At 61.4% G+C, this 24,748-nt stretch carries 15 protein-coding genes, 1 pseudogene and 2 riboswitches; of the genes and pseudogenes, 5 read left to right on the forward strand and 11 right to left on the reverse strand.

The genetic code is table 11. The annotated features are described in order from the left end of the window. Positions 1 to 79: 79 nt before the first annotated feature. The 3 genes from HU767_RS07110 to HU767_RS07120 all read right to left on the reverse strand — a co-directional run bounded on the left by HU767_RS07110 (position 80) and on the right by HU767_RS07120 (position 3,089). Complete coding sequence (locus HU767_RS07110) at positions 80 to 1,798, reverse strand: hydrogenase maturation protein (protein WP_186728989.1); 1,719 nt, start codon at positions 1,796 to 1,798, stop codon at positions 80 to 82. Positions 1,799 to 2,012: 214 nt separating this feature from the next. Then, positions 2,013 to 2,327 (reverse strand): SCP2 sterol-binding domain-containing protein, encoded by a 315-nt coding sequence (locus HU767_RS07115; protein ID WP_186706671.1) that lies wholly within the window; start codon positions 2,325 to 2,327, stop codon positions 2,013 to 2,015. Positions 2,328 to 2,378: 51 nt separating this feature from the next. Next, positions 2,379 to 3,089, reverse strand: a complete 711-nt coding sequence (locus HU767_RS07120; protein WP_186706672.1) for a histidine phosphatase family protein — start codon at positions 3,087 to 3,089, stop codon at positions 2,379 to 2,381. 226 nt (positions 3,090 to 3,315) lie between these two features. Between HU767_RS07120 and sohB the strand changes: the two genes are divergently transcribed. After that, positions 3,316 to 4,347, forward strand: coding sequence for a protease SohB (gene sohB / locus HU767_RS07125; RefSeq protein ID WP_186706673.1), 1,032 nt, complete (start codon positions 3,316 to 3,318; stop codon positions 4,345 to 4,347). 219 nt (positions 4,348 to 4,566) lie between these two features. Here the strand turns inward: sohB and HU767_RS07130 are convergent, their stop codons facing one another. The 3 genes from HU767_RS07130 to HU767_RS07140 form a co-directional block, all read right to left on the reverse strand. Next, positions 4,567 to 5,061: a DUF934 domain-containing protein gene (locus tag HU767_RS07130; protein ID WP_123413203.1), complete on the reverse strand. Its 495-nt coding sequence runs from the start codon at positions 5,059 to 5,061 to the stop codon at positions 4,567 to 4,569. After that, the gene (locus tag HU767_RS07135) at positions 5,045 to 6,703 is read right to left on the reverse strand and encodes a nitrite/sulfite reductase (protein ID WP_186706674.1); all 1,659 of its coding nucleotides are present in this window, start codon (positions 6,701 to 6,703) and stop codon (positions 5,045 to 5,047) included. The genes HU767_RS07130 and HU767_RS07135 overlap by 17 nt, the downstream gene beginning before the upstream one ends. Before the next feature lie 544 nt (positions 6,704 to 7,247). Then, the gene (locus HU767_RS07140; RefSeq protein ID WP_092255470.1) at positions 7,248 to 7,466 is read right to left on the reverse strand and encodes a DUF2970 domain-containing protein; all 219 of its coding nucleotides are present in this window, start codon (positions 7,464 to 7,466) and stop codon (positions 7,248 to 7,250) included. Positions 7,467 to 7,637: 171 nt separating this feature from the next. On the opposite strand from HU767_RS07140, the gene HU767_RS07145 reads away from it, so the two are divergent. Continuing rightward, positions 7,638 to 14,522 (forward strand): NEL-type E3 ubiquitin ligase domain-containing protein, encoded by a 6,885-nt coding sequence (locus HU767_RS07145; protein ID WP_186728991.1) that lies wholly within the window; start codon positions 7,638 to 7,640, stop codon positions 14,520 to 14,522. Between the two features lie 73 nt (positions 14,523 to 14,595). Here the strand turns inward: HU767_RS07145 and metH are convergent, their stop codons facing one another. Beyond that, a complete protein-coding gene (metH, locus tag HU767_RS07150) occupies positions 14,596 to 18,306 on the reverse strand; it encodes a methionine synthase (RefSeq protein ID WP_186728998.1) in 3,711 nt (1,236 codons plus the stop codon). 154 nt (positions 18,307 to 18,460) lie between these two features. On the opposite strand from metH, the gene HU767_RS07155 reads away from it, so the two are divergent. The 3 genes and pseudogenes from HU767_RS07155 to HU767_RS28745 form a co-directional block, all read left to right on the forward strand. After that, positions 18,461 to 20,752, forward strand: a complete 2,292-nt coding sequence (locus tag HU767_RS07155) for a fatty acid cis/trans isomerase (protein WP_186729000.1) — start codon at positions 18,461 to 18,463, stop codon at positions 20,750 to 20,752. 115 nt (positions 20,753 to 20,867) lie between these two features. Further along, a complete protein-coding gene (gene nfuA, locus HU767_RS07160) occupies positions 20,868 to 21,452 on the forward strand; it encodes a Fe-S biogenesis protein NfuA (protein ID WP_003182850.1) in 585 nt (194 codons plus the stop codon). A 229-nt stretch (positions 21,453 to 21,681) separates the two neighbouring features. Further along, a pseudogene (locus tag HU767_RS28745) lies at positions 21,682 to 21,789 on the forward strand (metal ABC transporter ATP-binding protein); the annotation flags it as partial. A 30-nt stretch (positions 21,790 to 21,819) separates the two neighbouring features. Here HU767_RS28745 and cobM read toward each other — a convergent pair. The 4 genes from cobM to HU767_RS07180 form a co-directional block, all read right to left on the reverse strand. Further along, entirely contained in the window at positions 21,820 to 22,566 is a 747-nt protein-coding gene (gene cobM, locus HU767_RS07165; RefSeq protein ID WP_186729002.1) for a precorrin-4 C(11)-methyltransferase, read from the reverse strand. Positions 22,567 to 22,644: 78 nt separating this feature from the next. After that, the gene (locus HU767_RS07170; protein WP_186729004.1) at positions 22,645 to 23,049 is read right to left on the reverse strand and encodes a cobalamin biosynthesis protein; all 405 of its coding nucleotides are present in this window, start codon (positions 23,047 to 23,049) and stop codon (positions 22,645 to 22,647) included. After that, the gene (locus tag HU767_RS07175) at positions 23,046 to 23,741 is read right to left on the reverse strand and encodes a CbtA family protein (protein WP_186729006.1); all 696 of its coding nucleotides are present in this window, start codon (positions 23,739 to 23,741) and stop codon (positions 23,046 to 23,048) included. The genes HU767_RS07170 and HU767_RS07175 overlap by 4 nt, the downstream gene beginning before the upstream one ends. An 11-nt stretch (positions 23,742 to 23,752) precedes the next feature. Next, positions 23,753 to 23,941 (reverse strand): CbtB-domain containing protein, encoded by a 189-nt coding sequence (locus HU767_RS07180; RefSeq protein ID WP_186729008.1) that lies wholly within the window; start codon positions 23,939 to 23,941, stop codon positions 23,753 to 23,755. Positions 23,942 to 24,041: 100 nt separating this feature from the next. Continuing rightward, a riboswitch (cobalamin riboswitch) is annotated at positions 24,042 to 24,260 on the reverse strand. A gap of 197 nt (positions 24,261 to 24,457) precedes the next feature. Further along, positions 24,458 to 24,673: riboswitch (cobalamin riboswitch) on the forward strand. The last annotated feature ends 75 nt before the right edge of the window (positions 24,674 to 24,748 follow it).

Here is a 24,748-nt window from a genome sequence, read left to right on the forward strand (position 1 = left end):
CGCAGCCCAGCGGGGATAAATCCCCTCGCCACAGGGGGCTGTTGTTCTTGAGTGAGCAGTATGATCTCGAAGCCGGCTGTTATTCGACGGCTTGGGGTTGTGCCGCCCGTGCCCAAGGTGCAACCAGGCGTTCGGGTGTACGGCAGGCCTTGTGCTTGAAGACGAAACGACGGCACTTGTCGGCGAAGCCGTGGCGATCGTCCACCATGTCGCGGCGCATTTGTGCGAGTTCGTCATCGCGACAGGCCTGGATCGCCGTCAGGCTGCGTTCGGCCTTGCGCACCCGGATGCTTTCGTAGGCCGGATCGAGCAGTGCGCGGTTGGCCCGTTGCAGCAGCCACAGGCCGAACTCGTCGGGGCAACGCGGGCCGATCTCCTGGACCATGCCGTAGCGCAATGCCTCCAGGGCGCTGATGGGCAGGCAGTCCTGGGTGAGTTTCCAGGCCATGTCCGAACCCACCGCGCGGGGCAGGCTGTAGGTCCAGTATTCGGAGCCGTACAAGCCCATGGTCGCGTAGTGGGGATTGAGTACGATGTCGTGGCGCGCCAGCACGATATCGGCGGCCAGGGCCAGCATCACGCCACCGGCCCCGGCGTTTCCCGTCAGGCCGCTGACCACCAGTTGCCGGGCGCTGAACAACTCCAGGCAGACGTCGTCGATGGCGTGAATGTTGGCCCAGGCTTCCAGGCCGGGTTCGGCGGCGGCCTGGATCACGTTCAGGTGCACGCCGTTGGAAAAGCTGCCGCGTCCACCGCGAATCAACAGCACTTGGGTGTCCCGGGATTTGGCCCAGCGCAGTGCCGCCACCAGGCGCTGGCATTGCTCCGTGCTCATCGCCCCGTTGTAGAACTCGAACGTCAGCTCCCCCACATGGCCGCATTCGCGGAAGCGAATGGGTTGATAAGGCTCGTCGCTGAACGGTTGCCGGGCCAGGGAGCTGTCAAGCACCGGGACGCCTTCGAGGCGGTTCGACAGGACATGGCGCGCCGGGCGTTTGAACGTCTGTTCGCCGGGTTGCGGTTTGCGGCGCAGGGCGCCGATCCACAGGCTCGCGTCCCCTGTTGCCACCAGCACTGCATCGTCACGCACGGCCAACAGTTCGCCGGGCAGGCCATGGCGAACATCCAGATGGGCGTCGTACAGGTAGAATTGTTCGCCGGCCAGGCTGGCGAGCACACCGGGTTGACCGTCCGCGGCGTCGATGCAGCGCTGGATGAAAACGCTGCTGTCGTGCCAGCTGAAGCTGCGATCATCCTGGGTCATGTTCGGTTGCAAGCGCCCGATCACGTCAGGGCGGCCATAGTCCAGCGGCACCGGGGCGAAACCGTCGCGGTGTTTTTTCACCACCTCGCGGATGCAATGAATGGCCGCGTCGCTGACCGGGCCGTTATACAGCTCGGATTTGCGCAGGCCCTTGGGCAGGTCGAATTCGCGAGTGGCCCAGATGGGGCCTGCGTCCATTTCCTCCACCGCCTGCAAGGCGGTGACGCCCCAGCGATCGGGCTGCCGGGTGATCGCCCAGTCCAGGGCACTGGCACCGCGATCACCAACAATGCCCGGATGGATGATCACCACCGGGCGCCGTGGGTTGCGCCACAATTGCTTGGGTACACGGTCCTTGAGAAACGGGCAGATCACCAGGTCGGCGCCGCTTTCTTCGATTTGCCGGCAGACCGAGGCCGCATCGGTGAACAGCACCACGCTGGGGCGATAGCCAGCCTCGCGCAGGTCCAGCCAGGCGCGTTGGGTCAGGCCGTTGAAAGCGCTGGACAGCAGAACGATCTTCAGTGGAGGCATGAATCTCTCTTCCTTGAGATGTGCAGGCGCAGGCTCCCGATGAGCCGTCCCTGGCCTTGATGGAAGCGTTACGTTAGCGGTTGCAGGTGAAGCGGGAACTGACAGGGATCAAGGTTGTATGCGGTGGGAAATCAGGGAGGCAGAAACACGAATCCCGCCACGGGGGCGGGATTCGTTTGCAATCGAAAGGTTCGCGCAGAGGGAGAACTCAATCTCAGGCCGGGAACAGCTCGGACAGTTTCATGGCCAGCATCATGTCGCCTTCGGTGCGCAGCTTGCCGCCCATGAACGCTTGCATGCCGTCGGTGCTGCCGTCGACGATGCCTTCCAGGGTTTCGGCGTCCATCACCAGGGTCACCTGGGCGTCCGGGTTTTCACCTTCCAACAGTTCGCAGGTGCTGTCCTTGACGACCAGCGAGAAATGCTTGGTATCGTCGATGCGGAAACCGAATACCAAGTCCAGGCCGGCAGCGGCGGCTGGGTTGAACTTGGCTTTCATGGCTTGTACGGCGTCGGCTACGGAGGTCATGGTTTCGATCCTTATTTGGGTGGTACAGCAAGGGTCTACAGTAATCCGGACTCAGCGAAAGGTGATGAGGTCCGGGGCCTTCAACAGTTGCAGGTGGGCATGGCTGTTGAAGGAAGCCAGGGCCACCTCGCGGCCCCTGAATTTCAGGTGGTTGAGCGAGGTGTTGACGATTTGCCAGTTCAGTTCGAAGGCCTGTCGGGCCGGTATCCGGGTGATCAGGTGGAGCAGGGCGGTGATGGTGCCGCCGGAGGTGAACACGGCGATCTTGTGGGCGTTGTCGGCTTGCTCCAGGATACGCTGCAGGCCCGCCTGGACCCGTTCGACGAAACCCAGCCAGCTTTCCAGGCCTGGCGGGTCATACCGGCCGCTGAGCCAGCGTTCGACGATCAGCGCAAAGATGCGCTGGAACTCGGCGCGGTTCTGCGCAGCGTTGCGCAGGATATGCAGCGCCTCGGGCTCCTCGGGGAGCATGTCTGGCAACAGGGCACGAATGACCGCGTCGGCGTCGAACTCGTTGAACGCGGCGTCGATCTCCAGCTCGGGGACCGGCAGGCCGGCGGCAGAAATCTGGCCCAGCGCGCCGACGGCGGTATCCTGTTGGCGACGCAGGTCACCCGAGAGGCAGCGATCGAATACGACACCAAGCTCGGCGAGGTGGCCGCCGAGCACTTGCGCCTGGCGTACGCCATTGGGCGAGAGGACATCGTAGTCGTCCGCACCAAAGGAGGCCTGGCCATGTCGAATCAGATAGATACTGCCCACGTCCGCGTCATCCCGGTACGTTGAAGGTTTGGCGAGGTTATGGGGATGGCGGTGAGCTGTCAATGAAAAAACATACGCTTGTTTGAAATGCCTGTTGCAGCCTTGCCCTGTCGCGCTCGCGTCAAGGTAACCATAGGTTTCTTGGCTGGTCGCGACGCAGGCGCATGGGTATGCTGGGACCGTTACGCGCCTGCGTTCAGTGGCGCATTGCATCTAAGGAGTTGCTGTGGAGTTTTTCATCGAATACGCCGGTTTCCTGGCCAAGACCGTGACGCTGGTGATCGCCATCCTGGTGGTGCTGGCCAGTTTTGCTGCGCTGCGCAGCAAGGGGCGGCGCAAGTCGGCCGGCCAGTTGCAGGTGAGCAAACTCAACGATTTCTACAAGGGGCTGCGCGAGCGCCTGGAACAGACGCTGCTGGACAAGGATCAGCTCAAGACGCTGCGCAAGGCCGAAGGCAAGGCTGAAAAGGCCGGGAAGAAAAACAAGGACAAGCCGGCGACCAAGCCCCGAGTGTTCGTGCTGGACTTCGACGGTGACATCAAGGCCTCGGCCACCGAGAGCCTGCGTCACGAAATTACCGCATTGCTGACCCTGGCGACGCCGAAGGATGAAGTGGTATTGCGCCTGGAAAGTGGTGGCGGCATGGTCCACAGCTACGGCCTGGCTTCGTCGCAACTGGCGCGGATCCGTCAGGCCGGCGTGCCGCTGACCGTCTGCATCGACAAGGTCGCGGCCAGCGGCGGCTACATGATGGCGTGCATCGGCGAGAAGATCATCAGCGCGCCCTTCGCGATCCTGGGTTCCATCGGCGTCGTCGCGCAATTGCCCAACGTCAACCGTCTGCTGAAGAAACACGACATCGATTTCGAAGTGTTGACGGCAGGCGAATACAAACGCACGTTGACCGTGTTCGGCGAAAATACCGAGAAGGGCCGGGAGAAGTTCCAGGAAGACCTGGACATCACCCATGAGCTGTTCAAGAACTTCGTGTCCAACTATCGTCCGCAATTGGCCATCGATGAAGTGGCGACAGGTGAAGTCTGGCTGGGTGTCGCGGCGCTGGACAAGCGCTTGGTGGACGAGCTGAAAACCAGCGACGAGTACCTGGCCGAACGGGCCAAGGGTGCCGAGCTGTACCACCTGCACTACGCCGAACGCAAAAGCCTGCAGGAACGCATCGGCATGGCCGCCAGCGGTTCGGTGGATCGTGTGCTGCTCAGTTGGTGGAGCCGCCTGACCCAGCAACGGTTCTGGTAATTCGGGGGGGGCGCTGAGCATTCGACTCACCGCCATTCCCTTGTGGGAGCGGGCTTGCTCGCGAAGGCGGTGTGTCTGAATAGAGGGTGTTGAATGTGCCGCCGCTTTCGCGAGCAAGCCCGCTCCCACAGTGGTTCGGGGGGCTGGGCATCGATCATCCATCAACAAAAAAGCCCTGAACCGGCACACCCGGATCAGGGCTTTTTTGTGTATCAGGTTTCAGCGACGACGGAACAGCGGCAGCGGTTCGTCAGTGGCGGCCTGGTAGGTCACCGAGAAGTCCTTGAGGCTTTCGAGGGCTTCATAGGGGTCTTTGTCCGCGCGCAAGGCGAAGGCGTCGAAACCGCAACGGCGCATGTAGAACAACTGGTCGCGCAGTACGTCGCCAATGGCCCGCAGTTCACCCTTGAAACCATAGCGATCACGCAACAGGCGGGCGTTGGAGTAGCTGCGCCCGTCGGTGAAGGCCGGGAAGTTCAGGGCGATGACCTGCAACTGGTTGGCATCATCACCGATCTCCTCGGCTTCCTCGTCGGCATCCAGCCACACACCCAGGCCGCCGTCGCGAGCCTTGAGGGCGTGGGCATGATCGCGCCACAGGGCCAGGGGCACGATCAGGTCGTCACAGTTGGAGATGCCATCGAAACTCGCGTCCTTGGGCAGCAGGTGCCAGGTTTCGTCGATGACCTCGTTGTTCTTAATGATTCGCTGCATAGACGCGTTCCTTGAAGAGGTCGATGCCAATACGTTGGTAAGTGTCGATGAAGCGCTCGTCCGGGGTACGCTGTTCGATGTACACGTCGATCAGCTTCTCGATCACGTCAGGCATGTCGTCCTGGGCAAACGACGGGCCGAGGATCTTGCCCAGGCTGGCGTCGCGGCTACCGCTGCCGCCCAGGGAGACCTGGTAGAACTCTTCGCCTTTCTTGTCCACGCCCAGGATGCCGATGTGGCCGACGTGGTGGTGACCACAGGCGTTCATGCAACCGGAAATGTTCAGGTCCAGCTCGCCGATGTCGAACAGGTAGTCCAGGTCGTCGAAACGACGCTGGATCGATTCGGCGATAGGGATCGACTTGGCGTTGGCCAGGGAGCAGAAATCGCCGCCTGGGCAGCAGATCATGTCGGTCAGCAGGCCGATGTTCGGCGTGGCGAAACCTTGCTCACGCAGCTCGCCCCACAAGGTGAACAACTGGCTCTGTTCAACGTCTGCCAGGATGATGTTCTGCTCGTGGGAAGTGCGCAGTTGGCCGAAGCTGTAGCGCTCGGCCAGGTCGGCGACGGCGTCCAGTTGCTTGTCGGTGATGTCGCCCGGCGCGACGCCGGTCGGTTTCAGGGACAAGGTCACCGCGACATAACCCGGCTTCTTGTGGGCCAGGGTGTTGCGGGTGCGCCAGCGGGCGAAACCCGGGTGTTCCTTGTCGAGGGCAGCCAGTTCGGCGTCCTGATTGGCCAGCGCCTTGTACTGCGGGTCGACGAAGTGCTTGGCGACGCGATGCACTTCGGCTTCGGTCAGGGTGGTCTGGCCGCCACGCAGGTGAGCCATCTCGGCCTCGACCTTCTCGGCGAACACTTCCGGCGTCAGGGCCTTGACCAGGATCTTGATCCGCGCCTTGTACTTGTTGTCGCGACGGCCATAGCGGTTGTACACCCGCAGGATGGCGTCGAGGTAGCTCAGCAGGTCCTGCCACGGCAGGAACTCGTTAATGAACGCGCCGACCACCGGGGTACGTCCCAGGCCGCCGCCCACCAGCACACGGAAGCCCAGCTCGCCGGCGGCGTTGTAGACCGTCTCGAGGCCGATGTCATGGACTTCGATGGCCGCACGGTCCGAGGTCGAGCCGTTGATGGCGATCTTGAACTTGCGCGGCAGGTAGGCGAATTCCGGGTGGAACGTCGTCCACTGGCGGACGATTTCGCACCAAGGGCGCGGGTCGATCAACTCGTCGGCCGCGACACCGGCGAACTGGTCGGTGGTGACGTTGCGCAGGCAGTTGCCGCTGGTCTGGATCGCGTGCATCTGCACGGTGGCCAGTTCGGCCAGGATCTCAGGCACGTCTTCCAGGGCCGGCCAGTTGTACTGGACGTTCTGCCGGGTACTGATGTGGGCATAGCCCTTGTCGTAGTCGCGGGCAATCTGCGCCAGCTTGCGCACCTGGCGCGAGGTCAACTGGCCATAAGGCACAGCCACGCGCAGCATCGGGGCGAAGCGCTGGATATACAGGCCATTCTGCAGGCGCAGAGGGCGGAATTCTTCTTCGCTCAGCTCGCCTGCCAGATAGCGTCGGGTCTGATCACGGAACTGCTTGACGCGGTCCTCGATGATTCGCTGATCGTACTCGTCATATACGTACATATAAGTCTCGGTCTCAGGCTTGGGCCGATCAGAAACAGCTGCATGTTGGCTCGCTGGAATCGGGTTCTGCCTCGGCAATTCTGCGCGCACGGCCGCGCACTCCTAGAGGAGCCGGTGCAAGATACCTGTTTTGAGTTATGCGCAAAAGTGATGTTTGAGTATATGTAAAGAACCAAATCGACTAATGAGACCGATTATTGCCTAACCCACATTTGTCGTACGGGCAATCATCGTCTTAACTGTGGTCGAGTCCCTATGCAATCACCTACAAAACCGACAAGAGGCGATGCAATGAGCAATCCGACCAAAGCAAGGAAAAGCGACAGTACCGTTGATGCCTGGGCCATTTTGTTCCTGATTATCCTGGTGGTGGGCACGGCGGTGTTCTGGGTCAGTCATCAATAATTTGTCGTCAACGCAATAGCCAATGTGGGAGCGGGCTTGCTCGCGAAGACGGTGTGGCAGTCAACATCGACAGTGACTGAACCAACGCTTTCGCGAGCAAGCCCGCTCCCACAAGGTTGTGCGTCCCAGGTAAATAGCGCTACAACCCCGCCAGATGCACCACCAGCTTGACGATGCCAAACAACGTCAAGGCGAAGATCACCGTGAACGTGATCCCCAATATCACGAAGTGGCTCGGCTTGCCGTGGGTGAAATCCCGGGCGCGGTTCTTGCCGCTCTGCACGCCGAAAGCGGCGGCCAGCACGCTGTGCATCATCTGAAGCAGGGTTGGCGGTTTGTTGTCCACTGGATCGTCCATAAATCCCTCGTTGAAAGTCGCGTCGCTCCAAGCATAGTCAAGCCGCGCCTGTGTGGATGAATTCGATTGCTTTTGCCTTTCGTTACACAAGTTTCCAAGGGCCTATAACTATGTACCGCCAGTGCGGTTAGTCGAGCTGGTCTGCTGTCGCTTCATTCAAAGGAGCGATGTATGCCGACGGATCCCACACAGAACCCGGAAAAAGCACAGTCAAAACCGCAAGCCACGGAAAGTCTGCACGCGGACTTCCTGGCAGCTGCCATGCCTGCATGGCTGATAGAGGCTTCGACGCAACGCAGGCAGGCGATAAGGCAAGTCGCAACGCAGATGCCGGCCTGGTATGCGAACGCTTCGCCAGAGCAGCGCAAGGTCGTGGATGCCTGCTTCAAGCAAAGTGTCGTAGCGCAGAATCAACTGGACACAACCCTGTCGTCGTTCCTGGACATCGACACGTTCGCCAGGCCGCTGTTGATCCAGGCACTGAAAGATCAGTTCGAGACAGAGGTGGATGTCGACAAGACTTTGCTGCACCTGACACGGCCCTGGGAAACAACCGTGGTCAAGGTGGAGATTTCTTCGTTCACATTGTTCAGGTTGCCCATGCTGCAAGTTGCGCTGCACAACTTCGAAAGTTGGGAATGCGAGCACGGCGCCTATCATGAAACGTCAGGATTTGTCGTAGCGACGGACACGCCTGGCACTTTTGCGCCCGTGGCGTTGAACGTGTCGGTCGGTCAATTCCTCACCCTGTGCCGCACCCTGGATATTGGCGCGAAATACCAAGCCTACCTCAAGTCATTTTTCTACCCGGCTGACGCGGCGACCGAAACGGCGCTTCGCCAGCGCTTCATTGCCAGTCAGAAAGCTGCGATGAGGGCCGCAGCCGAGCAAGCAGTGTTGGCAGGGGATATCGAGCCAGGGGATCACGCGATGATCCTTTCGGTCATCGAGGGTGAAAATGACCCTTGGATCGGCGGGAAGCCGGTCTGGTTCGAAGACCTGTCCCTGATGAAACAGAGACTGGTGGGTTGTGTTGCGTTTTCGATTTGTGAACTTCATCGCTACAGCGATGAAGTGATCCTCTACGTGCCCCATGACCCTGAGCATCCGCTGAAGCGTTACGATGGCGACCAGCTTGAAACACGCTTCAAGCAATTGCTCACCACGCCCGATACCGGGCAATCGCAGAATATTGCCCCGACACCTTATCAGCGTTTTTTCAGTCGATTCGTGCCCTACGGCAAACAGCCTTATTACTTCAGCCAATTCATCCAGGAAGCGGACGGCCTGCCCAGCCTCCAATTGCCTGCGCCATGGATGGGTATTTTCGAACCCTTGATGCCCTCTTCGCTGATGATTCACCTCCCGGGTATCCCTCCCGATCCCTCAAAGGCAACGCGCGAGCCAGATCCCTACATCGCCCCTTCGACGTGGCCGCAGAAAGGCCGAACGTTGTGGGCCGATAACCTTGATCCGTGGCAGTACCTCTATGAGCAACACCGTGAAAAGGTGCTGGCCGATGCGCGCAGTCATGCGGTCCCCACGGAGGATGTCGACGCCAAGACCAGGCAAGAGAAACTGGCCAGCCTATTGCAAATAGGGCTCAGCACCGTGAACGTTTTGTCCATGTTCATTCCGGTGTTGGGCGAGGCCATGATGGTGGTCATGGCGGGACAGCTGTTATACGAAACTCTTGAAGGCGCAGTCGAGTGGGGTGAGGGCGACAAACGGGCAGCCAGGGCTCACTTGATCGATCTCGCGGAAAATCTGGCGTTGATGGGCGTAATGGCCGGTGTGGGCGCCGCGGTCGGCAAGCTCGCCGCAATCAAGCCCGAACCCGTGATCGAGCACCTTGAGTCCGTGACCTTGCCCAATGGCGAAACCCGCCTGTGGAAGCCGGACCTGAGGCGCTATGAAAGCCAAGTAACGCTCTCCGACACGAACGCTCCGAACGCTCAGGGACAATACGTAGTGGGTGGGATGACCTGCATCCGTCTGCAGGGAAAGGTCTACGAGCAGTTTTTCGATGAGTCGATCCACAAATGGCGCATCAAGCATCCGACGGACGCTGCGGCGTATCAACCCATCCTCGAGCATAACGGCACCGGAGCCTGGCGGCATTCATTGGAGCGGCCAATGACATGGGATCGCCTGACGTTGCTCAGGCGCATGGGCCATGAGACCGCCGCGTTTTCGGATGAGATGCTGCTCAGGCTCGCCGATGTCAGCGGCGTCAGCGACAACGCGCTGCGTAAAATGCACATGGACAATGCAATGCCACCTCCTGAGTTGAGGGATGCGATGCGCCTGTTCAAGGCGGACGCCGAGGCAGGTAAGGTGATTGCCCCGTCACAAGATCCAGCAGGATTGGGAACGTTCTCCCGGCAGCAGATTTTCGAAAGCCTCTACAAGGGCACGGAACCTGTCGACGGTCGCGTCAGGATTTTGCAGCGTGAGTGTCCCGGCCTCAGCGAGGCCGCCGCCCAGGAGGTTATCGCCCACGGTAGCGTTGCGGATCTTGCCCGTCTCGATGCAAGGCGACGTGCGCCGCTGAACATGCTGGAAGAGGCTCGCTGGTACGCACGGCAAGGACGCCAGGTTCGTGCGTATGCGGGATTGCACAGCGACAACATCGTTTCGGCTGACAGTCGACGCCTGGCATTGCACGCCCTGGAAAGACTACCAGGCTGGCCGAGTACGCTGCGTTTGGAAGTGCGCGAGGGAAGCGACACGGGTGCGTTGCTTGAAAGCATCGGCGACAAGAGTGCGCCTGAGAAAACGTACCTGATCAAAAACGGACCTCGCTACTACGCATTCAACGAGCTTGGGGAAGTCTTTGATAGTGTGTCCTGGCGGGGCGGCAGCTTCTACGACGCGATCCTGCATGCTTTGCCCGATGGCGCGAGTTCCGCACTGGGGCTTCCAGATGCTCAAGGCCCCGAGCTGCAACGCATGATCATCGATTACGCCTACTTGCATCGTGGGGATATGACACGGCTGCTTGAAACCCCCGCCAAGCGCTTCAAGCCACCGGTTCGCGTGAGCGCAACGCTCAAGGGGTATTACGCGAGCGGCCGGGGCAGGGGAATGCACCCTTCCATTGAAGCGCGGGTGGAGGCGCTTTATCCCAGCGAACAGCAAGCCGAGGCGTTTATCAGGCAACAACGGGGCAAGACAGAACGGCAGATCTATTTGGAACTGCAAACGCGCCAGCGCGAATGGGAGTTGCTCGATGGCACGCTTGAACGATGGCTGGACGAGACGGTGGGCAGCCCGGCCGAGGTTCACAGATATCGATTTGCCCAGGCGCTCAGGGACTGTTGGCGCAATCGCCCGTTAGCGGAAGAATCCCCCGAAGGCGCGCGGCTGGCGCTTTCCTGTGAGGTGCCGCTGCCCCCAATAGCCACCCATTTTGCGCATGTACGGGAATTGTCGGTGTTCGGCGGCGGCATGACAGACGCCAATGCGGATGCCTTCCTGGCACTTTTCCCAGGGATCACGAAATTGGAGATTGGCCTCAGGGAATCCGGATTCCTCGATCTGTCCTTCGGGCACCCACCGTTGACCACCCTGCCGCACGCGGTGAGCCAGATGCCAGGACTCACCCACTTGCGGTTCTCCAGCGCCGCTGTCTCGCTGGCCGAGAGTTTTCCACAAAGGCTCTCTTCCCTGACTTCGCTGGAGGTGCTGCACATCGATTACTCAGGTTTCGATCAGACCGCCATGCACAACCTTGACCTGACACCATTGAGCCGTTTGCGTACGTTGAAAATCGAGGCGCCTCAAACGTTATCGCAATGGCCTGAATACGTGCAGCGTCTTCCCCGGCTCGAACGTCTGGACTTGGCGCGCACATCGATACGTACGTTGCCGGATGCACTATTCGAAGGGCACGAAAAGTTGTGGGCCGGGCTATCGCTGAATTGGTCAGAGCTGACTCCGCAAGCGTTCTCGCGCGCCTACCGGTACGTCAGCGAATACTCGGGAGCATTCGGCCATTTGGTGGACGTGGATCAAATGGTGGACGGCTACTGTCGCGGGCAATTGCGCTCGCTGGTCGGGGAGGCCGAGTTTTTCGGGCGCCTGCCCGTGACGTTTGACAGTGCCTCCAATACTCCTCAGGAACGATTTGCTGCGGTAGAAGCACTCAGGGCGGAACACGATGGAATCTTTGCGCAGTTTTTTGAGCCGACGGGAGCGGAAGATTTGTCATACGCCATACTTTCCCCAGTGTGGTGGGAGAGCGGAGGTCTGTTGTTTCGAGCGTTGCGAGACAGCTGGCGCAGCGGTGTACGCCAACGCCTGGGTTTGCCGACCGCAGGCGGCTCTTTGTTTGAGCTGTCCATCTCCGGGTCTGCTCTTCCCAGCAAGAAGTTTGCGGCGCTTCCAGCGTTGCCGCCCGCAAGCTTTTCCCACGTAGAAACGCTGCGCTTGGGATCGCTGGATGTTTCCTCCCAGCAGGCGCGCAACTTTTTCAGGGCATTCAGCGGTACGCGAACATTGGAAATAAGCGGCAACGGCTTCACCGAGCTGCCTTTCGACGCCGAAGACTTGCCAGCCTTGACGCAACTCGATATGCGCAACAACAACCTGCTCGTCACTCCCACTGTTCAGGCGCAGTTCAATGGGTTGACGATGCTTGAGCAACTGAATCTGGAAAACAACCCGCTCGAGAGTCTTGATGTCAGTGCCTTGACCCGGCTCAAGGCAATGGGCCTCAAAGCCACCCGGTTGCGGGCTTGGCCAACCGGTGCCGAGAACCTGACGCAGCTTTCCTGGCTTGACTTGCGGGATAACCAACTGCAGTCATTCCCGCCAACCGTGCTGTCCAATGATGAAGTCCTGTTAAAGACCCATTTGGACGGTAACCTCTCCAGCCCTGATGGCGAGGCAGCCTTGAGTGCGGCACATCAGCGAGTCGAAGACGCAAGAGGGCTTCCCCATGGGGCATTGGCCCGATTTGCCAAGGAGTCTGTACCGGATCAATTCCCGCCGACGGAAACAAGCTGGTCGATCGCTCAACTTCTATTACCGCCGCCCGAGGCGTTGGCCGTGGTCGAGGGGGATGCGGGGCGCGAACTGCGCCTGCAGCGGCTGGATCCGATCCTGACCCGGGAACAGGCAGCCCTGAAGCTCGGGCAATGGCGTGAAAACGGGATGACCGAGACGCAGATCGACGACCAGGTCAGCCAGTGGCACCAATCGTGTGTCTCGCTGATTCTTCGGTTGAATGACTGGCTCTTCACCAGAGAAGTCCGAGTCGCAGGGGGCACCGTTTCCGCGCAAAGCCGCGCGCTGGCGGCCAAGAGCATCCGTGAGGTTTGGCAAGAGGGACTGATACGCCACAGTGGGGCAGGACAAACACTCAGTCTGCATGGCCTGCAACTGGGCGACTTGCCTGAACTGATTGAGCCATTTCCTGGCGTGACGACGCTGGACCTGTCAGGAGTCCTGTTGACTGAACAAGGTTCAAACGGTTTCCTGGGCGCTTTTCCCCATCTGAACCGATTGGACCTGGGCGGCAATGGACTGAGCGCCGTACCGAATGCTGTCTTGCAAATGGAGCAATTGGAGCACCTGGGGCTCGGTTATAACGACTTGCCCCCCGCAGCGGCTTACCCGTTATTGACTCACGGCCGCCTGCGTTCGCTTAACCTTTCCATGAATAGACTGGATACGTTCGATCCTCCCGATTTTGGCCAGATCGAAGCGCTGGATCTCAGCTATAACGAAATCGGAAACTGGCCCAGCCATCTATTGGATGCCCAGGCGCTGGAGAATCTGAACTTGAGCGGCAACGAGTTTACGGATCTTCCGGCGGGGCTGCTGGAGGTCACTCACCAGAGACTGCTGGACGGAATGGATCTCAACGATAACGAATACCTTTCCCCCGAAGTGTTCTATGAGCTCAGGGATTACCTTGAACGGAGCGACCGCGAGGAAGTCTTGGGTTTTTCCCGAGACGAAATCGATGGCCTGATTGCCCTGTCAGAGGCGCCGCAAGGCGACATGTCCGATTTTGATGACGACTCCGATGGCGGCGCAGGCGGCAATGTCCGTAACGATATCCATGCCGCAGTCGCTCCGGTCGAACCCCTTCTCGATCCTTCGGGCGATGCGTCGACCGAGGCGTTGGCACCCTGGCTGGTGGGGGCTGACGGTGAGCAGGTCACGGTTCGGCAAAGAATCTGGACGCAGTTGGCCGAAGAAAATGATCACGAGCGCTTCTTCCAATTGTTGGGTCTGTTGGCAGACACGTTCGATTTCAGATTTAACCGGGCAGAACTGACGCGACGGGTATGGAACGTCATGGAAGCTGCCAGCGAAAACAGCGAGCTGCGCCAGTTGCTGTTTCGGGAAGCCGAAACCCACGGGACCTGCATCGATGGCCGCATCTTGACGTTCAGCGAGCTGGAAGTCCGAGTGTTTGTCTTTCAATGCTTGCGTGATATTCCATTGGACCGCCCGATGCTCAGGGGCCAGGCATTGCTGCGCTTGTCGCGGCAGTTGTTCCGACTGGAGCGGGTCGAGACGTTGGCCGAAGCGGCTGGTCAAGGCAGGGATCGGGCGGAGATGCGCCTTCGCTATCGCATTGGCCTGACGAGCGGATGGGGCGACGGTATCGATTTGCCGGGGCAGCCTACGCACATGGCTTTTGGCGCACCGATCTCTGGAGAACTGGCGGCGCGCACGCGCAACTCGATTCTTGAGGCAGAGCGCAGCGATGCGCTATTGGTGAGCATGACGTCGCGTGACTACTGGACGAGCTACCTGCAGGAGCGGCATCCAGAACAAATGAGCGACATCGCTAATGCTGTCGACACCAGGCGCCACGAACTCCTGGACGCATTGGAGGATCGCCGGGCTGACGGCGGAATCGATACGCAGCAGTACAACTTGGAACTCAACGCGTTGGGAAGAACGATCGATGCCCTGCGCACGGACAAACTGGTTGAGCTGACGCGAAGAGAATTGAACGATTTGCGAAGCATCGTGCCTGGAGCGGATCAGTTCGGTACTCGATCACCCCAACCCGGACCGTCCCACCGCAACTGATGCGCTGCTGGGGATACAAAGGCCGATCTGTCGATGCCTGTGTCGTCGACAGACCGGTCCGCAGTCTTTCCGCTTAGTTGTCGTAACCCAAATTCGGCGCCAACCAGCGCTCCGTCACACTCAGATCCTGGCCCTTGCGCGCGGTATAGCTCTGGACCTGATCCTTATCGATCTTGCCCACCGCGAAGTACTGCGCCTGGGGATGGGCGAAATACCAGCCGCTGACCGCCGCCGCCGGGAACATGGCGTAGTGTTCGGTGAGGAACACGCCGCTGCGTCCGGCTTTCATTTCACTGGCCTCGGGATCGAGCAGGCGGAACAGCGTGGCCTTCTCGGTGTGGTCCGGGCAGGCCGGGTAGCCGGGGGCAGGGCGGATGCCGGTGTATTGCTCCTTGATCAGCGCCTCGTTGTCCAGGCTTTCGTCCTTGGCGTAACCCCAGTGTTCCTTGCGCACCTGCTGGTGCAGCCATTCGGCGCAGGCTTCGGCCAAACGGTCGGCCAGGGCCTTGACCATGATCGAGTTGTAGTCGTCGCCGGCCTCTTGATAAGCCTTGGCGACTTCTTCGGCGCCGATGCCGGCGGTGGTGATGAAGCCACCGACGTAGTCGGTGACGCCGCTGTCCTTCGGCGCGACGAAGTCGGCCAGGGAGAAGTTCGGCTTGCCGTCGGTCTTGATGATCTGCTGGCGCAGGTGATGCAGGCGCGCCAGTGGCTTGCCGTCGTCGCCATAGACCTCCAGATCGTCGTCATGCACCTGATTGGCCGGCCAGAAGCCGAACACGGCGCGGGCGCTGATGAGTTTTTCGTCGATCAGCTTGCGCAGCATCGCCCGGGCGTCGGCGTACAGCGCCGTGGCCGCTTCGCCGACCACTTCGTCGGTGAGGATGCGTGGGTACTTGCCGGCCAGGTCCCAGGAGATGAAGAACGGTGTCCAATCGATGTATTCGGCGAGGACGTTCAGGTCGATGTTGTCCAACACCTTGGCACCGGTGAAGGTCGGCTTGACCGGCTGGTAGCTGCTCCAGTCGAACTGCGGCTTCTTCGCCACGGCCGCCGGGTAGCTCAGGCGCTCGGTGCGGGCGCTGCGGTTGGAGGTGCGCTCGCGCACGTCGATGTAGTCCTGGCGGGTTTTCTCGACGAACGCCGGCTTGAGCTCCTTGGACAGCAACTGGGTCGCCACGCCCACGGCGCGGGAGGCGTCGGTGACATAGATCACCGCGTCGTTGCTGTACTTGGGCTCGATCTTCACTGCTGTGTGGGCCTTGGAGGTCGTAGCACCACCAATCATCAGCGGCAGGTGGAAGTCCTGGCGCTGCATCTCCCGCGCCACGTGCACCATCTCATCCAGGGACGGGGTGATCAGGCCGGACAGGCCGATGATGTCGCACTTCTGCTCCTTGGCCACCTGCAGGATCTTCTCCGCCGGCACCATCACGCCCAGGTCGACGATGTCATAGCCGTTGCACCCCAACACGACGCCGACGATGTTCTTGCCGATGTCATGCACGTCGCCCTTGACCGTCGCCATGAGGATCTTGCCCTTGGCCTCCGGCTTGTCGCCTTTTTCCGCTTCGATGAACGGGATCAGGTGCGCCACCGCCTGCTTCATGACGCGGGCGGACTTGACCACTTGGGGCAGGAACATTTTGCCGGCGCCAAACAGGTCGCCGACGATGTTCATGCCGGCCATCAGCGGGCCTTCGATCACCTCGATCGGCCGGGCGAACGACAGCCGCGACTCCTCGGTGTCTTCGACGATGTGGGTGGTGATGCCCTTGACCAGCGCGTGCTCCAGGCGCTTGTTCACTTCCCAGCCGCGCCATTCTTCGGTTTCCGCTTCCTTGACGCTGCCGTCGCCCTTGTACTTGTCGGCGATGGCGAGCAGGGCGTCGGTGCCCTCGGGGGTGCGGTTGAGGATCACGTCTTCCACGGCGTCGCGCAGCTCCACCGGGATCTGGTCGTAGATCTCCAGTTGGCCGGCGTTGACGATGCCCATGGTCAGGCCCGCGCGGATCGCATAGAGCAGGAACACCGAGTGAATCGCTTCGCGTACCGGGTTGTTGCCGCGGAACGAGAACGACACGTTGGACACGCCGCCGGAGGTCAGTGCGTAGGGCAGTTCGTCGCGGATGTAGGCGCAGGCGTTGATGAAGTCCACGGCATAGTTGTTGTGCTCTTCAATGCCGGTGGCAACGGCGAAGATGTTCGGGTCGAAGATGATGTCTTCCGGCGGGAAGCCGACTTCATTGACCAGAATGTCGTAGGAGCGCTTGCAGATTTCCTTCTTGCGCGCCTCGGTGTCGGCCTGGCCGGCTTCGTCGAAGGCCATCACCACCACCGCGGCGCCGTAGCGCTTGCACAGCTTGGCGTGGTGGATGAACTGCTCGACGCCTTCCTTCATGCTGATGGAATTGACGATGCCCTTGCCCTGGATGCACTTGAGGCCCGCTTCGATCACTTCCCACTTGGAGGAGTCGATCATGATCGGCACCCGGGAAATGTCCGGTTCGCCGGCAATCAGATTGAGGAAGGTCACCATGGCCTTCTTCGAATCGAGCATGCCCTCGTCCATGTTGATGTCGATCACCTGGGCGCCGGCCTCGACCTGTTGCAGGGCCACTTCCAGGGCTTCGGTGTAGTTGTCCTCGCGGATCAGCCGGGCGAACTTGGCGGAACCGGTGATGTTGGTCCGCTCGCCGACGTTGACGAACAGCGAGCTGCGGTCGATGGTGAACGGCTCCAGGCCCGACAGGCGGCAGGCCCGGGGAATCTCCGGAATCTGACGCGGCGCATAGCCGGCCACGGCCTTGGCGATGGCTTCGATGTGCGCCGGGGTGGTGCCGCAGCAGCCGCCGACGATATTCAGGAAACCGCTCTGGGCAAACTCCTCGATGACCTTGGCCGTCTCGGCCGGCAGTTCGTCGTATTCACCGAATTCGTTGGGCAGGCCGGCGTTGGGGTGGGCCGAGACGTGGGTGCTGGCCTTGTTCGACAGCTCTTCCAGGTACGGGCGCAGTTCGCTGGCGCCGAGGGCGCAGTTCAGGCCGACGGAAATGGGCTTGGCGTGGGCCACCGAGTTCCAGAAGGCTTCGGTGGTCTGGCCGGAGAGGGTGCGGCCAGAGGCGTCGGTGATGGTGCCGGAGATCATGATCGGCAGTTCGACGCCCAGTTCTTCGTAGACCCCTTGTACGGCAAAGATCGCCGCCTTGGCGTTCAGCGTGTCGAAGATCGTCTCGATGAGGATCAGGTCGGCGCCGCCTTCGATCAGGCCCTTGGTGGCCTCGGTGTAGTTTTCCACCAGTTCATCGAAGGTCACGTTGCGGTAGCCAGGGTTGTTCACGTCCGGCGACAGCGAGCAGGTGCGGCTGGTCGGGCCGAGCACGCCGGCGACGAAGCGCGGCTTGTCCGGGGTTTCCAGGGTCTTGGCATCGGCCACTTTACGCGCCAGGCGCGCGCCTTCCAGGTTCAGCTCGTAGGCCAGGCCTTGCATGCCGTAGTCGGCCTGGGACACCTGGGTGGCGTTGAATGTGTTGGTTTCCAGGATGTCGGCACCGGCATCCAGGTAGGCTTTTTCAATGGCGCCGATCACGTCGGGGCGGCTCAGCACGAGCAAATCGTTGTTGCCCTTGACGTCGCTCGGCCAGTCGGCAAAACGCTTGCCGCGGTAGTCCTGTTCTTCCAGCTTGTAGCTCTGGATCATCGTGCCCATGCCGCCGTCGAGGATCAGGATGCGTTCCTTGAGGGCTTGCTGGAGAAGATAAAGGCGAGCGCTGCGATCAGACATAGGACTACCTGGAAAAAAGACCATTACGAAGGCCGGGATAATAGCAAACCTGTGCAGGATTTGATCATGACGGCTTTTGCATGAATATCGCTCATGTTTGCAAGGCGATGCTGGCCCGGTAGAATCGCCGGATTATCTCTTAGGGACCCGAGACATGCCGTACCGCGTCTTATTCGGCAGTCTGTTGCTGCTGTTGTCTTTTACCGCAGCCGCCGGGAATCCCGCTTCCGCGATCTCCTACACCCGCGATATCCAGCCGATTTTCACGGAAAAATGCGTGGCCTGCCATGCCTGCTACGACTCCGCCTGCCAGTTGAACCTGGGCAGCGGCGAGGGCGCGGCGCGGGGGGCGAGCAAGCTGTCGGTGTATGACGGCGAGCGGCGCCAGGCGGCCGACCCGACCCGCTTGTTCTATGACGCCTCCGGCCCGCGCGCCTGGCAACGCAAGGGCTTCTATTCAGTGCTCGACGCCCAGGGCAGCCAGGCTGCGTTGATGGCGCGCATGCTGGAGTTGGGCCATCGCACGCCGTTGCAGCCTAACGCCAAGCTGCCGGAAGAGATCGTCCTGGGCCTTAACCGCGACAACAGTTGCGCGATGCCGGGTCAATTCGACGAATATGCCGGCGCCCATCCCAAGGAAGGCATGCCCCTGGCCGTCACCGGCCTGACTGACCAGCAATACCAGACCCTGCAGCGCTGGCTGGCGGCCGGTGCGCCCATCGATCAGCAGGCCCTGGCCCCAAGCGCCGCCGAAGCCTTGCAGGTGGTGCAATGGGAAAACCTGCTCAATGCCCCGGGCGCCCGGGAAAGCCTGGTGGGCCGCTGGTTGTTCGAACACTGGTTCCTGGCGCACATCTATTTCAAGGGCGGCGAGCCGGGGCATTTCTTCCAGTGGGTGCGTTCGCGCACACCCACGGGCCAGCCGATCGACCTGATCAACACCCGCCGTCCCAACGACGACCCTGGTACCCGCATTTATTATCGGCTCTGGCCGGTGCAGGGGGTGATCGTGCACAAGACCCACATCACCTACGGCTTGAGCGCGGCGAAAATGGCGCGCATCAAGAGCCTGTTCTACAGCGGCAACTGGCAGGTCAGCGCGCTGCCGGGTTATGGGCCGGAGCGCCGGGCCAATCCGTTTTCCACCTTCGAAGCGATCCCGGCCCAGGCCCGCTACCAGTTCATGCTCGATAACGCCGAATACTTCGTGCGCACGTTCATTCGCGGGCCGGTGTGCCGTGGCCAGATCGCCACGGATGTGATCCGCGACAATTTCTGGGCGCTGTTCCAGGCCCCCGAGCACGACCTGTACATCACCGATCCGAACTACCGCGGCCAGGCCACGCCGCTGTTGGCGATGCCGGGGCAGAACGATGACGTGGGCAGTGTCGTCAGCCTGTGGCTCGACTATCGGGACAAACGTAACGAATACGAAGCCTTGCGCCGCGACAACTATGCCGAGCTGCCGGCACCGAGCTGGTCGACGCTGTGGGCCGGCAACGACAACGCGCTGCTGAGCATTTTCCGGCATTTCGACAGTGCTTCGGTCACCAAGGGGCTGATCGGCGAGGTACCGCAGACAATGTGGCTGTTCGACTTCCCGTTGCTGGAGCGTACCTATTATCAGCTGGCGGTGAATTTCGACGTGTTCGGCAACGTGTCCCACCAGGCCCAGACCCGGTTGTATTTCGACTTGATCCGCAACGGCGCGGAACAGAACTTCCTGCGCTTGATGCCCGCTGACTCCCGCGAAGACTACTTGGACGACTGGTATCAGGACGGTGGCAAAGTCAAGATGTGGCTCGATTACGAGGCCATCGACAATGACAAGCCGACGGCCCTCAAGCTTGACGAGCACGACCCCAAGCGCGATTTCACCCAGCAATTGCTAGCCCGCTATGGCGAGCTGAACGCGCGCCCCGATCCGCTCAACCGCTGCGACGGAGCCTACTGCTCACGCCCGAACATCGACCCGACGCTGCAAAACGCCGAGCAGGCCCTCAGTCGGCTGGTGTCGCGCCCGGCGGCGGGGCTCAAGGTGATCGATCAACTGCCGGAAGCGACGATGCTGCGCGTCGAAACCGTTGGCGGTCGTCGTGAGGTCTACAGCCTGCTGCGCAACCGCGCCCACAGCAACGTGGCGTTCCTGCTGGGCGAGGAACGGCGCTACCAACCGGGGCTGGACACGCTGACGGTCTACCCGGGCGTGCTCAGCAGCTATCCGAACTTCCTGTTCAACATTCCGGCCGGGCAAGTGCCGGCTTTCGTCGAAGCCATGCAAGGCGCCCAGGACGCGCCGGCGTTCGAGCGGATTGTCGAGCGCTGGGGGATTCGCCGCAGCCACCCGCAGTTCTGGTACTACTTTCATGACCTGAGCCAGTACATCCAGGAGACGGAGCCCGTGGAAAGCGGTGTGCTGGACATGAATCGCTACCACAACCTCTGATCGACAGGTCCGGTGGCAAACCCCGTGCCGCCGGATGCTTTCCCGACAAAAATACTAGGACTTTGTCCGGCGCGATGATTGGCGTAAACTGCCGGCAAGCCTGCGAGGAGTTTCCATGACCGCCATAACCATTACCGATGCCGCCCACGATTACCTGGCCGACCTGCTGTCCAAGCAGAACACCCCAGGTATCGGGATCCGCATCTTCATCACCCAGCCCGGCACCCAGTACGCAGAGACGTGCATCGCCTACTGCAAGCCGGGGGAAGAAAAACCCGAAGACACCGCGTTGGGGCTCAAGAGCTTCACCGCGTACATCGACTCGTTCAGCGAAGCTTTCCTGGACGATGCGGTCGTCGACTACGCCACCGACCGCATGGGCGGACAGCTGACCATCAAGGCGCCGAACGCCAAGGTGCCGATGGTCAATGCCGACAGCCCGGTCAACGAGCGCATCAATTATTACCTGCAAACCGAAATCAACCCGGGGCTGGCCAGCCACGGCGGCCAGGTGTCGCTGATCGACGTGGTGGAGGACGGCATCGCCGTGCTCCAGTTCGGCGGCGGCTGCCAGGGCTGCGGCCAGGCCGACGTGACCTTGAAGGAAGGCATCGAGCGCACCTTGCTCGAGCGCATCCCGGAGCTCAAGGGCGTACGCGACGTGACCGACCATACGCAGAAAGAAAACGCCTACTACTGATAGGTGTTCGCTGCGCGCAAAACGCTGTGGCGAGGGAGCTTGCTCCCGCTCGATTGCGAAGCAATCGCCAGGTAATCGATGCATTCTCGTGATGATGCAGGGGTTGCCAGGGGACCGCTTCGCGGTCCAGCGGGAGCAAGCTCCCTCGCCACAAAAGCTTCGGTGATCGGCGCGTAAACCTGTGGGCACCTGCCGAACCCTGTGGGAGCTGCGGTGACCGTCACTTTTCTTGTCGCTGCAAATCCCTGTGGGAGCGAGCTTGCTCGCGAAGGCGTCGGCACATTCGACAGCGTCGTCAACTGACCCGCCGCTATCGCGAGCAAGCTCGCTCCCACAGGGGAATCTGGGTTAGCTCTTGCTGAGGGAGTCAGGGCCGGTAGAGATGCGCATGCCCGGCGCGGTACAGCGAGGACTCGCTGAACACATCGTTGCCCAACACCCGTCCCACCAGAATCAGCGCCGTGCGGCGAAAGCCCTTGGCTTGTACCTTTGTCGCGATATCGTCCAACGTCCCCATCACCCAATCCTGATCTGGCCAGGTCGCCCGGTGGATCACCGCGATCGGGCAATCGCCGCCATAGTGGGGCCGCAGTTCGTCGACGATCTTTTCCAGATGATTGACCCCCAGGTGAATCGCCATGGTCGCCCCGTGCTGCGCCAGGCTGCCCAGTTCTTCCCCAGCGGGCATCGGGGACTTGTCGGCGTAACGGGTGAGGATCAGGCTCTGGGAGATGTCCGGCAAGGTCAGTTCGGCGCCCAGCAGCGCGGCGCAGGCTGAGGTCGCGGTTACTCCCGGGATGATCTCGAACGGGATGCCCAGTTCCCGCAAGCGGCGAATCTGCTCGCCGATGGCGCCGTACAAACTCGGATCGCCAGAGTGTACCCGGGCCACATCCTGGCCCTTGAAATGGGCGCTCTTGATCAATTCGATGATTTGTTCCAGATGCAGCTCGGCGCTGTTGATCACCTGTTCGGCACAATGGCCTTCGAGGACGGCGGTCGGCACCAGCGAGCCGGCGTAGATGATCACCGCGCACTGGCGGATCAGTCGTTGGCCTTTGACCGTGATGAGGTCCGGGTCGCCGGGGCCGGCGCCGATGAAGTACACGGTCATTGACCGGCTCCTGAGAAAGGTGGGTGAGCGTCGCCCAGATGAATATCGCTCATGATCCTGGACGCCGATTATCGGGTTTTACACCACGACCGCCAATGCCAACGTGCATTGGGGGCCTTTCTGTCGGGGGATCAGCAGTGTTGACGGCGTGGTGCCCAACGGGTCGGCCAAGGCCAGGGCGGCGCTTTCGGCAATGCCGTAGCAACCGGTTCGCTCGAAAGCGATCTCGGAACGGTGACTGAGCCGCGGCTCGTACTCGGCCAATTGATCGGCACTGAAGCAGGTCAGCGGCAAGCCCAATTGCCCGGCCAGTTCCAACAACCCGGGCTCGTCACGCTTGAGGTCGATACTGGCCAGGGCCCGTACCTGGTGAAGCTCGATGCCGTGGGCCAGCAACGTCTGTTCGAGCAAGGCCCGCAGCATGCTGGCCGGGCAACCGCGCTGGCAGCCCAGGCCGACCACCAGGATCGGCGCGGCGCTCATGCGTCGTGGTGAGCTTGGTCGCCACGGCGAAACAGCCAGGCGCTGATCAGGCCCAGGGCCAGCCAGAACGCGACGTTGGTCACCTGCGAGGCGATTTTGAACTGGCTCTCAAGCGCTTCGGGTGCCAGCATCGAATGGACTTCCGGTTGCGGTGCGCCGATGACGTGGGGCACCAGCAACGTCGCCGCGCCCAGCACCTTGAGCAGCCAATGCTGGCCGAAGGCGATCAAGGCAATGCCCACCGCCGTGGACGCCGCGGTGCCAATCCACCACATTTGTCGCTGGGCCAGGTCGGCCGCCGCGGTGCCGGGCAACTCCGGGGGCAGGCCGAGGGTCGGCGCCAGGACGAACGTGGCATAACCGGCCAGGCCCCAGAGCAGGCCTTGGGACGTGCGAGTTGGTGCGCGCAAGGTGTACAGGCCCGCCAGCATCAGGGCAAACCCCACGGCGACCACCAGGTTGCCGCCCGTGGTGGACAATACCCGCTGCCAGCCGTCTTCCGGCTCCCAGGCTTCGGCGTCATGGGTATGGGCGGCCCCGTCGGCGTGTTCGTGAACCTCGGTCGCCGGAGCCTTCTCGAAGGTTTCCGCCTGGAGAATCAGCGGCGATACCCAGAAACTCTGCAACAGGGTCAACAGCAGGGCGGCCAGCAAACCGCTGAAACCGGCGGTCTGGGCGATACGCTTGATCATGTCGTCGGTTCTCAATGGCAGGGGAAGGCGGCGCTGTGGCGGGTATCGTGGGCGGCGTTGTGTACTGCTTCGATGTGGGAGAACCCGGCGAAATAGACCAGCCCCGCCCCCAGGATCGAAGCCAGGATCGCGGCGCTCAGGCGTTGGCTCAGGGTGGTGGTGCTGCTGGTGGAGCGGGCGGTGCTGCTGATGGTCGACATGGCGCTTCCCTCTGTTTTTGTTCCGTGGGGGATGCGAGCGCGATGAGACCCCGGGCGAAAGCCCGCCAAGGTTCGAACAGCGCCCGCCCACCGCGGGTTTGTTGATGCATGAGTCATGGGCCGGTCTCCGGGCTCGCGAGGGGCCAGAACCTGGCCTGCAAGCGTCACCTTCCCATGCCCTGGGGCACAGTGGTTCAGACGCTTCGCTCGCTTACCGTTGCGGGGGCAGCACCGGACTGACGTGGCTTTGGAGTAAAGCACACGATTCACCGGTTTCCCGTTTCACCCTGTGAAGGGCACCCGTAACTAGGCGCACAGGAGAGCATGGGTGGGGCTGGGCCGTCAATGCACAGGGGGCGGCGTGCGGGCTGTTGTGGCGAGGGAGCTTGCTCCCGCTGGGCAGCGCAGCGGCCCCCGGCTCTTTACGGTCGCTGCGCAACCGAGCGCGAGCAAGCTCCCTCGCCACACAGCGTCCTGCATATTACTTGCGGAGATTGACCCGCCCCCACACCCTGCGTAGCCTTGCGCCTTCGAGGTTCTTCGGCATGCGCCGGAGCTAAGAAGGGAACGCGGTCCAAGCCGCGGCTGCCCCCGCAACTGTGAACGGTGAGGTTTCTGCAAGGCCACTGTGCATGCCCTTTTACCAAAGGCGCACGGGAAGGCGCAGCAATTGCCAGTCGAAAGATCGGCCCGCCGTCAGCCAGGAGACCTGCCTCGAGACAGATTCTCACTACAACCGGGCGGGGTGATCCGGTGGCGAAATCTTCCGCACGCCTGTGCCAGCGGTTGTCGTCCCGTTTGCCCGCC

The sequence above is a fragment of the Pseudomonas sp. SWRI179 genome, from assembly GCF_014268705.1.
In the GTDB taxonomy this organism is placed as follows: domain Bacteria; phylum Pseudomonadota; class Gammaproteobacteria; order Pseudomonadales; family Pseudomonadaceae; genus Aquipseudomonas; species Aquipseudomonas zanjanensis.

Excerpts from the sequence above, each read along its gene's own strand:
- HU767_RS07130 (WP_123413203.1), bottom strand. The coding sequence starts at position 5,061 with ATGCAGCGAATCATTAAGAACAACGAGGTCATCGACGAAACCTGGCAC.
- HU767_RS07180 (WP_186729008.1), bottom strand. The coding sequence starts at position 23,941 with ATGTCGACCATCAGCAGCACCGCCCGCTCCACCAGCAGCACCACCACC.
- HU767_RS07135 (WP_186706674.1), bottom strand. The coding sequence starts at position 6,703 with ATGTACGTATATGACGAGTACGATCAGCGAATCATCGAGGACCGCGTC.
- HU767_RS07175 (WP_186729006.1), bottom strand. The coding sequence starts at position 23,741 with ATGATCAAGCGTATCGCCCAGACCGCCGGTTTCAGCGGTTTGCTGGCC.
- nfuA (WP_003182850.1), top strand. The coding sequence starts at position 20,868 with ATGACCGCCATAACCATTACCGATGCCGCCCACGATTACCTGGCCGAC.
- HU767_RS07140 (WP_092255470.1), bottom strand. The coding sequence starts at position 7,466 with ATGGACGATCCAGTGGACAACAAACCGCCAACCCTGCTTCAGATGATG.
- HU767_RS07170 (WP_186729004.1), bottom strand. The coding sequence starts at position 23,049 with ATGAGCGCCGCGCCGATCCTGGTGGTCGGCCTGGGCTGCCAGCGCGGT.
- HU767_RS07115 (WP_186706671.1), bottom strand. The coding sequence starts at position 2,327 with ATGACCTCCGTAGCCGACGCCGTACAAGCCATGAAAGCCAAGTTCAAC.
- HU767_RS07110 (WP_186728989.1), bottom strand. The coding sequence starts at position 1,798 with ATGCCTCCACTGAAGATCGTTCTGCTGTCCAGCGCTTTCAACGGCCTG.
- HU767_RS07155 (WP_186729000.1), top strand. The coding sequence starts at position 18,461 with ATGCCGTACCGCGTCTTATTCGGCAGTCTGTTGCTGCTGTTGTCTTTT.
- HU767_RS07145 (WP_186728991.1), top strand. The coding sequence starts at position 7,638 with ATGCCGACGGATCCCACACAGAACCCGGAAAAAGCACAGTCAAAACCG.
- metH (WP_186728998.1), bottom strand. The coding sequence starts at position 18,306 with ATGTCTGATCGCAGCGCTCGCCTTTATCTTCTCCAGCAAGCCCTCAAG.
- cobM (WP_186729002.1), bottom strand. The coding sequence starts at position 22,566 with ATGACCGTGTACTTCATCGGCGCCGGCCCCGGCGACCCGGACCTCATC.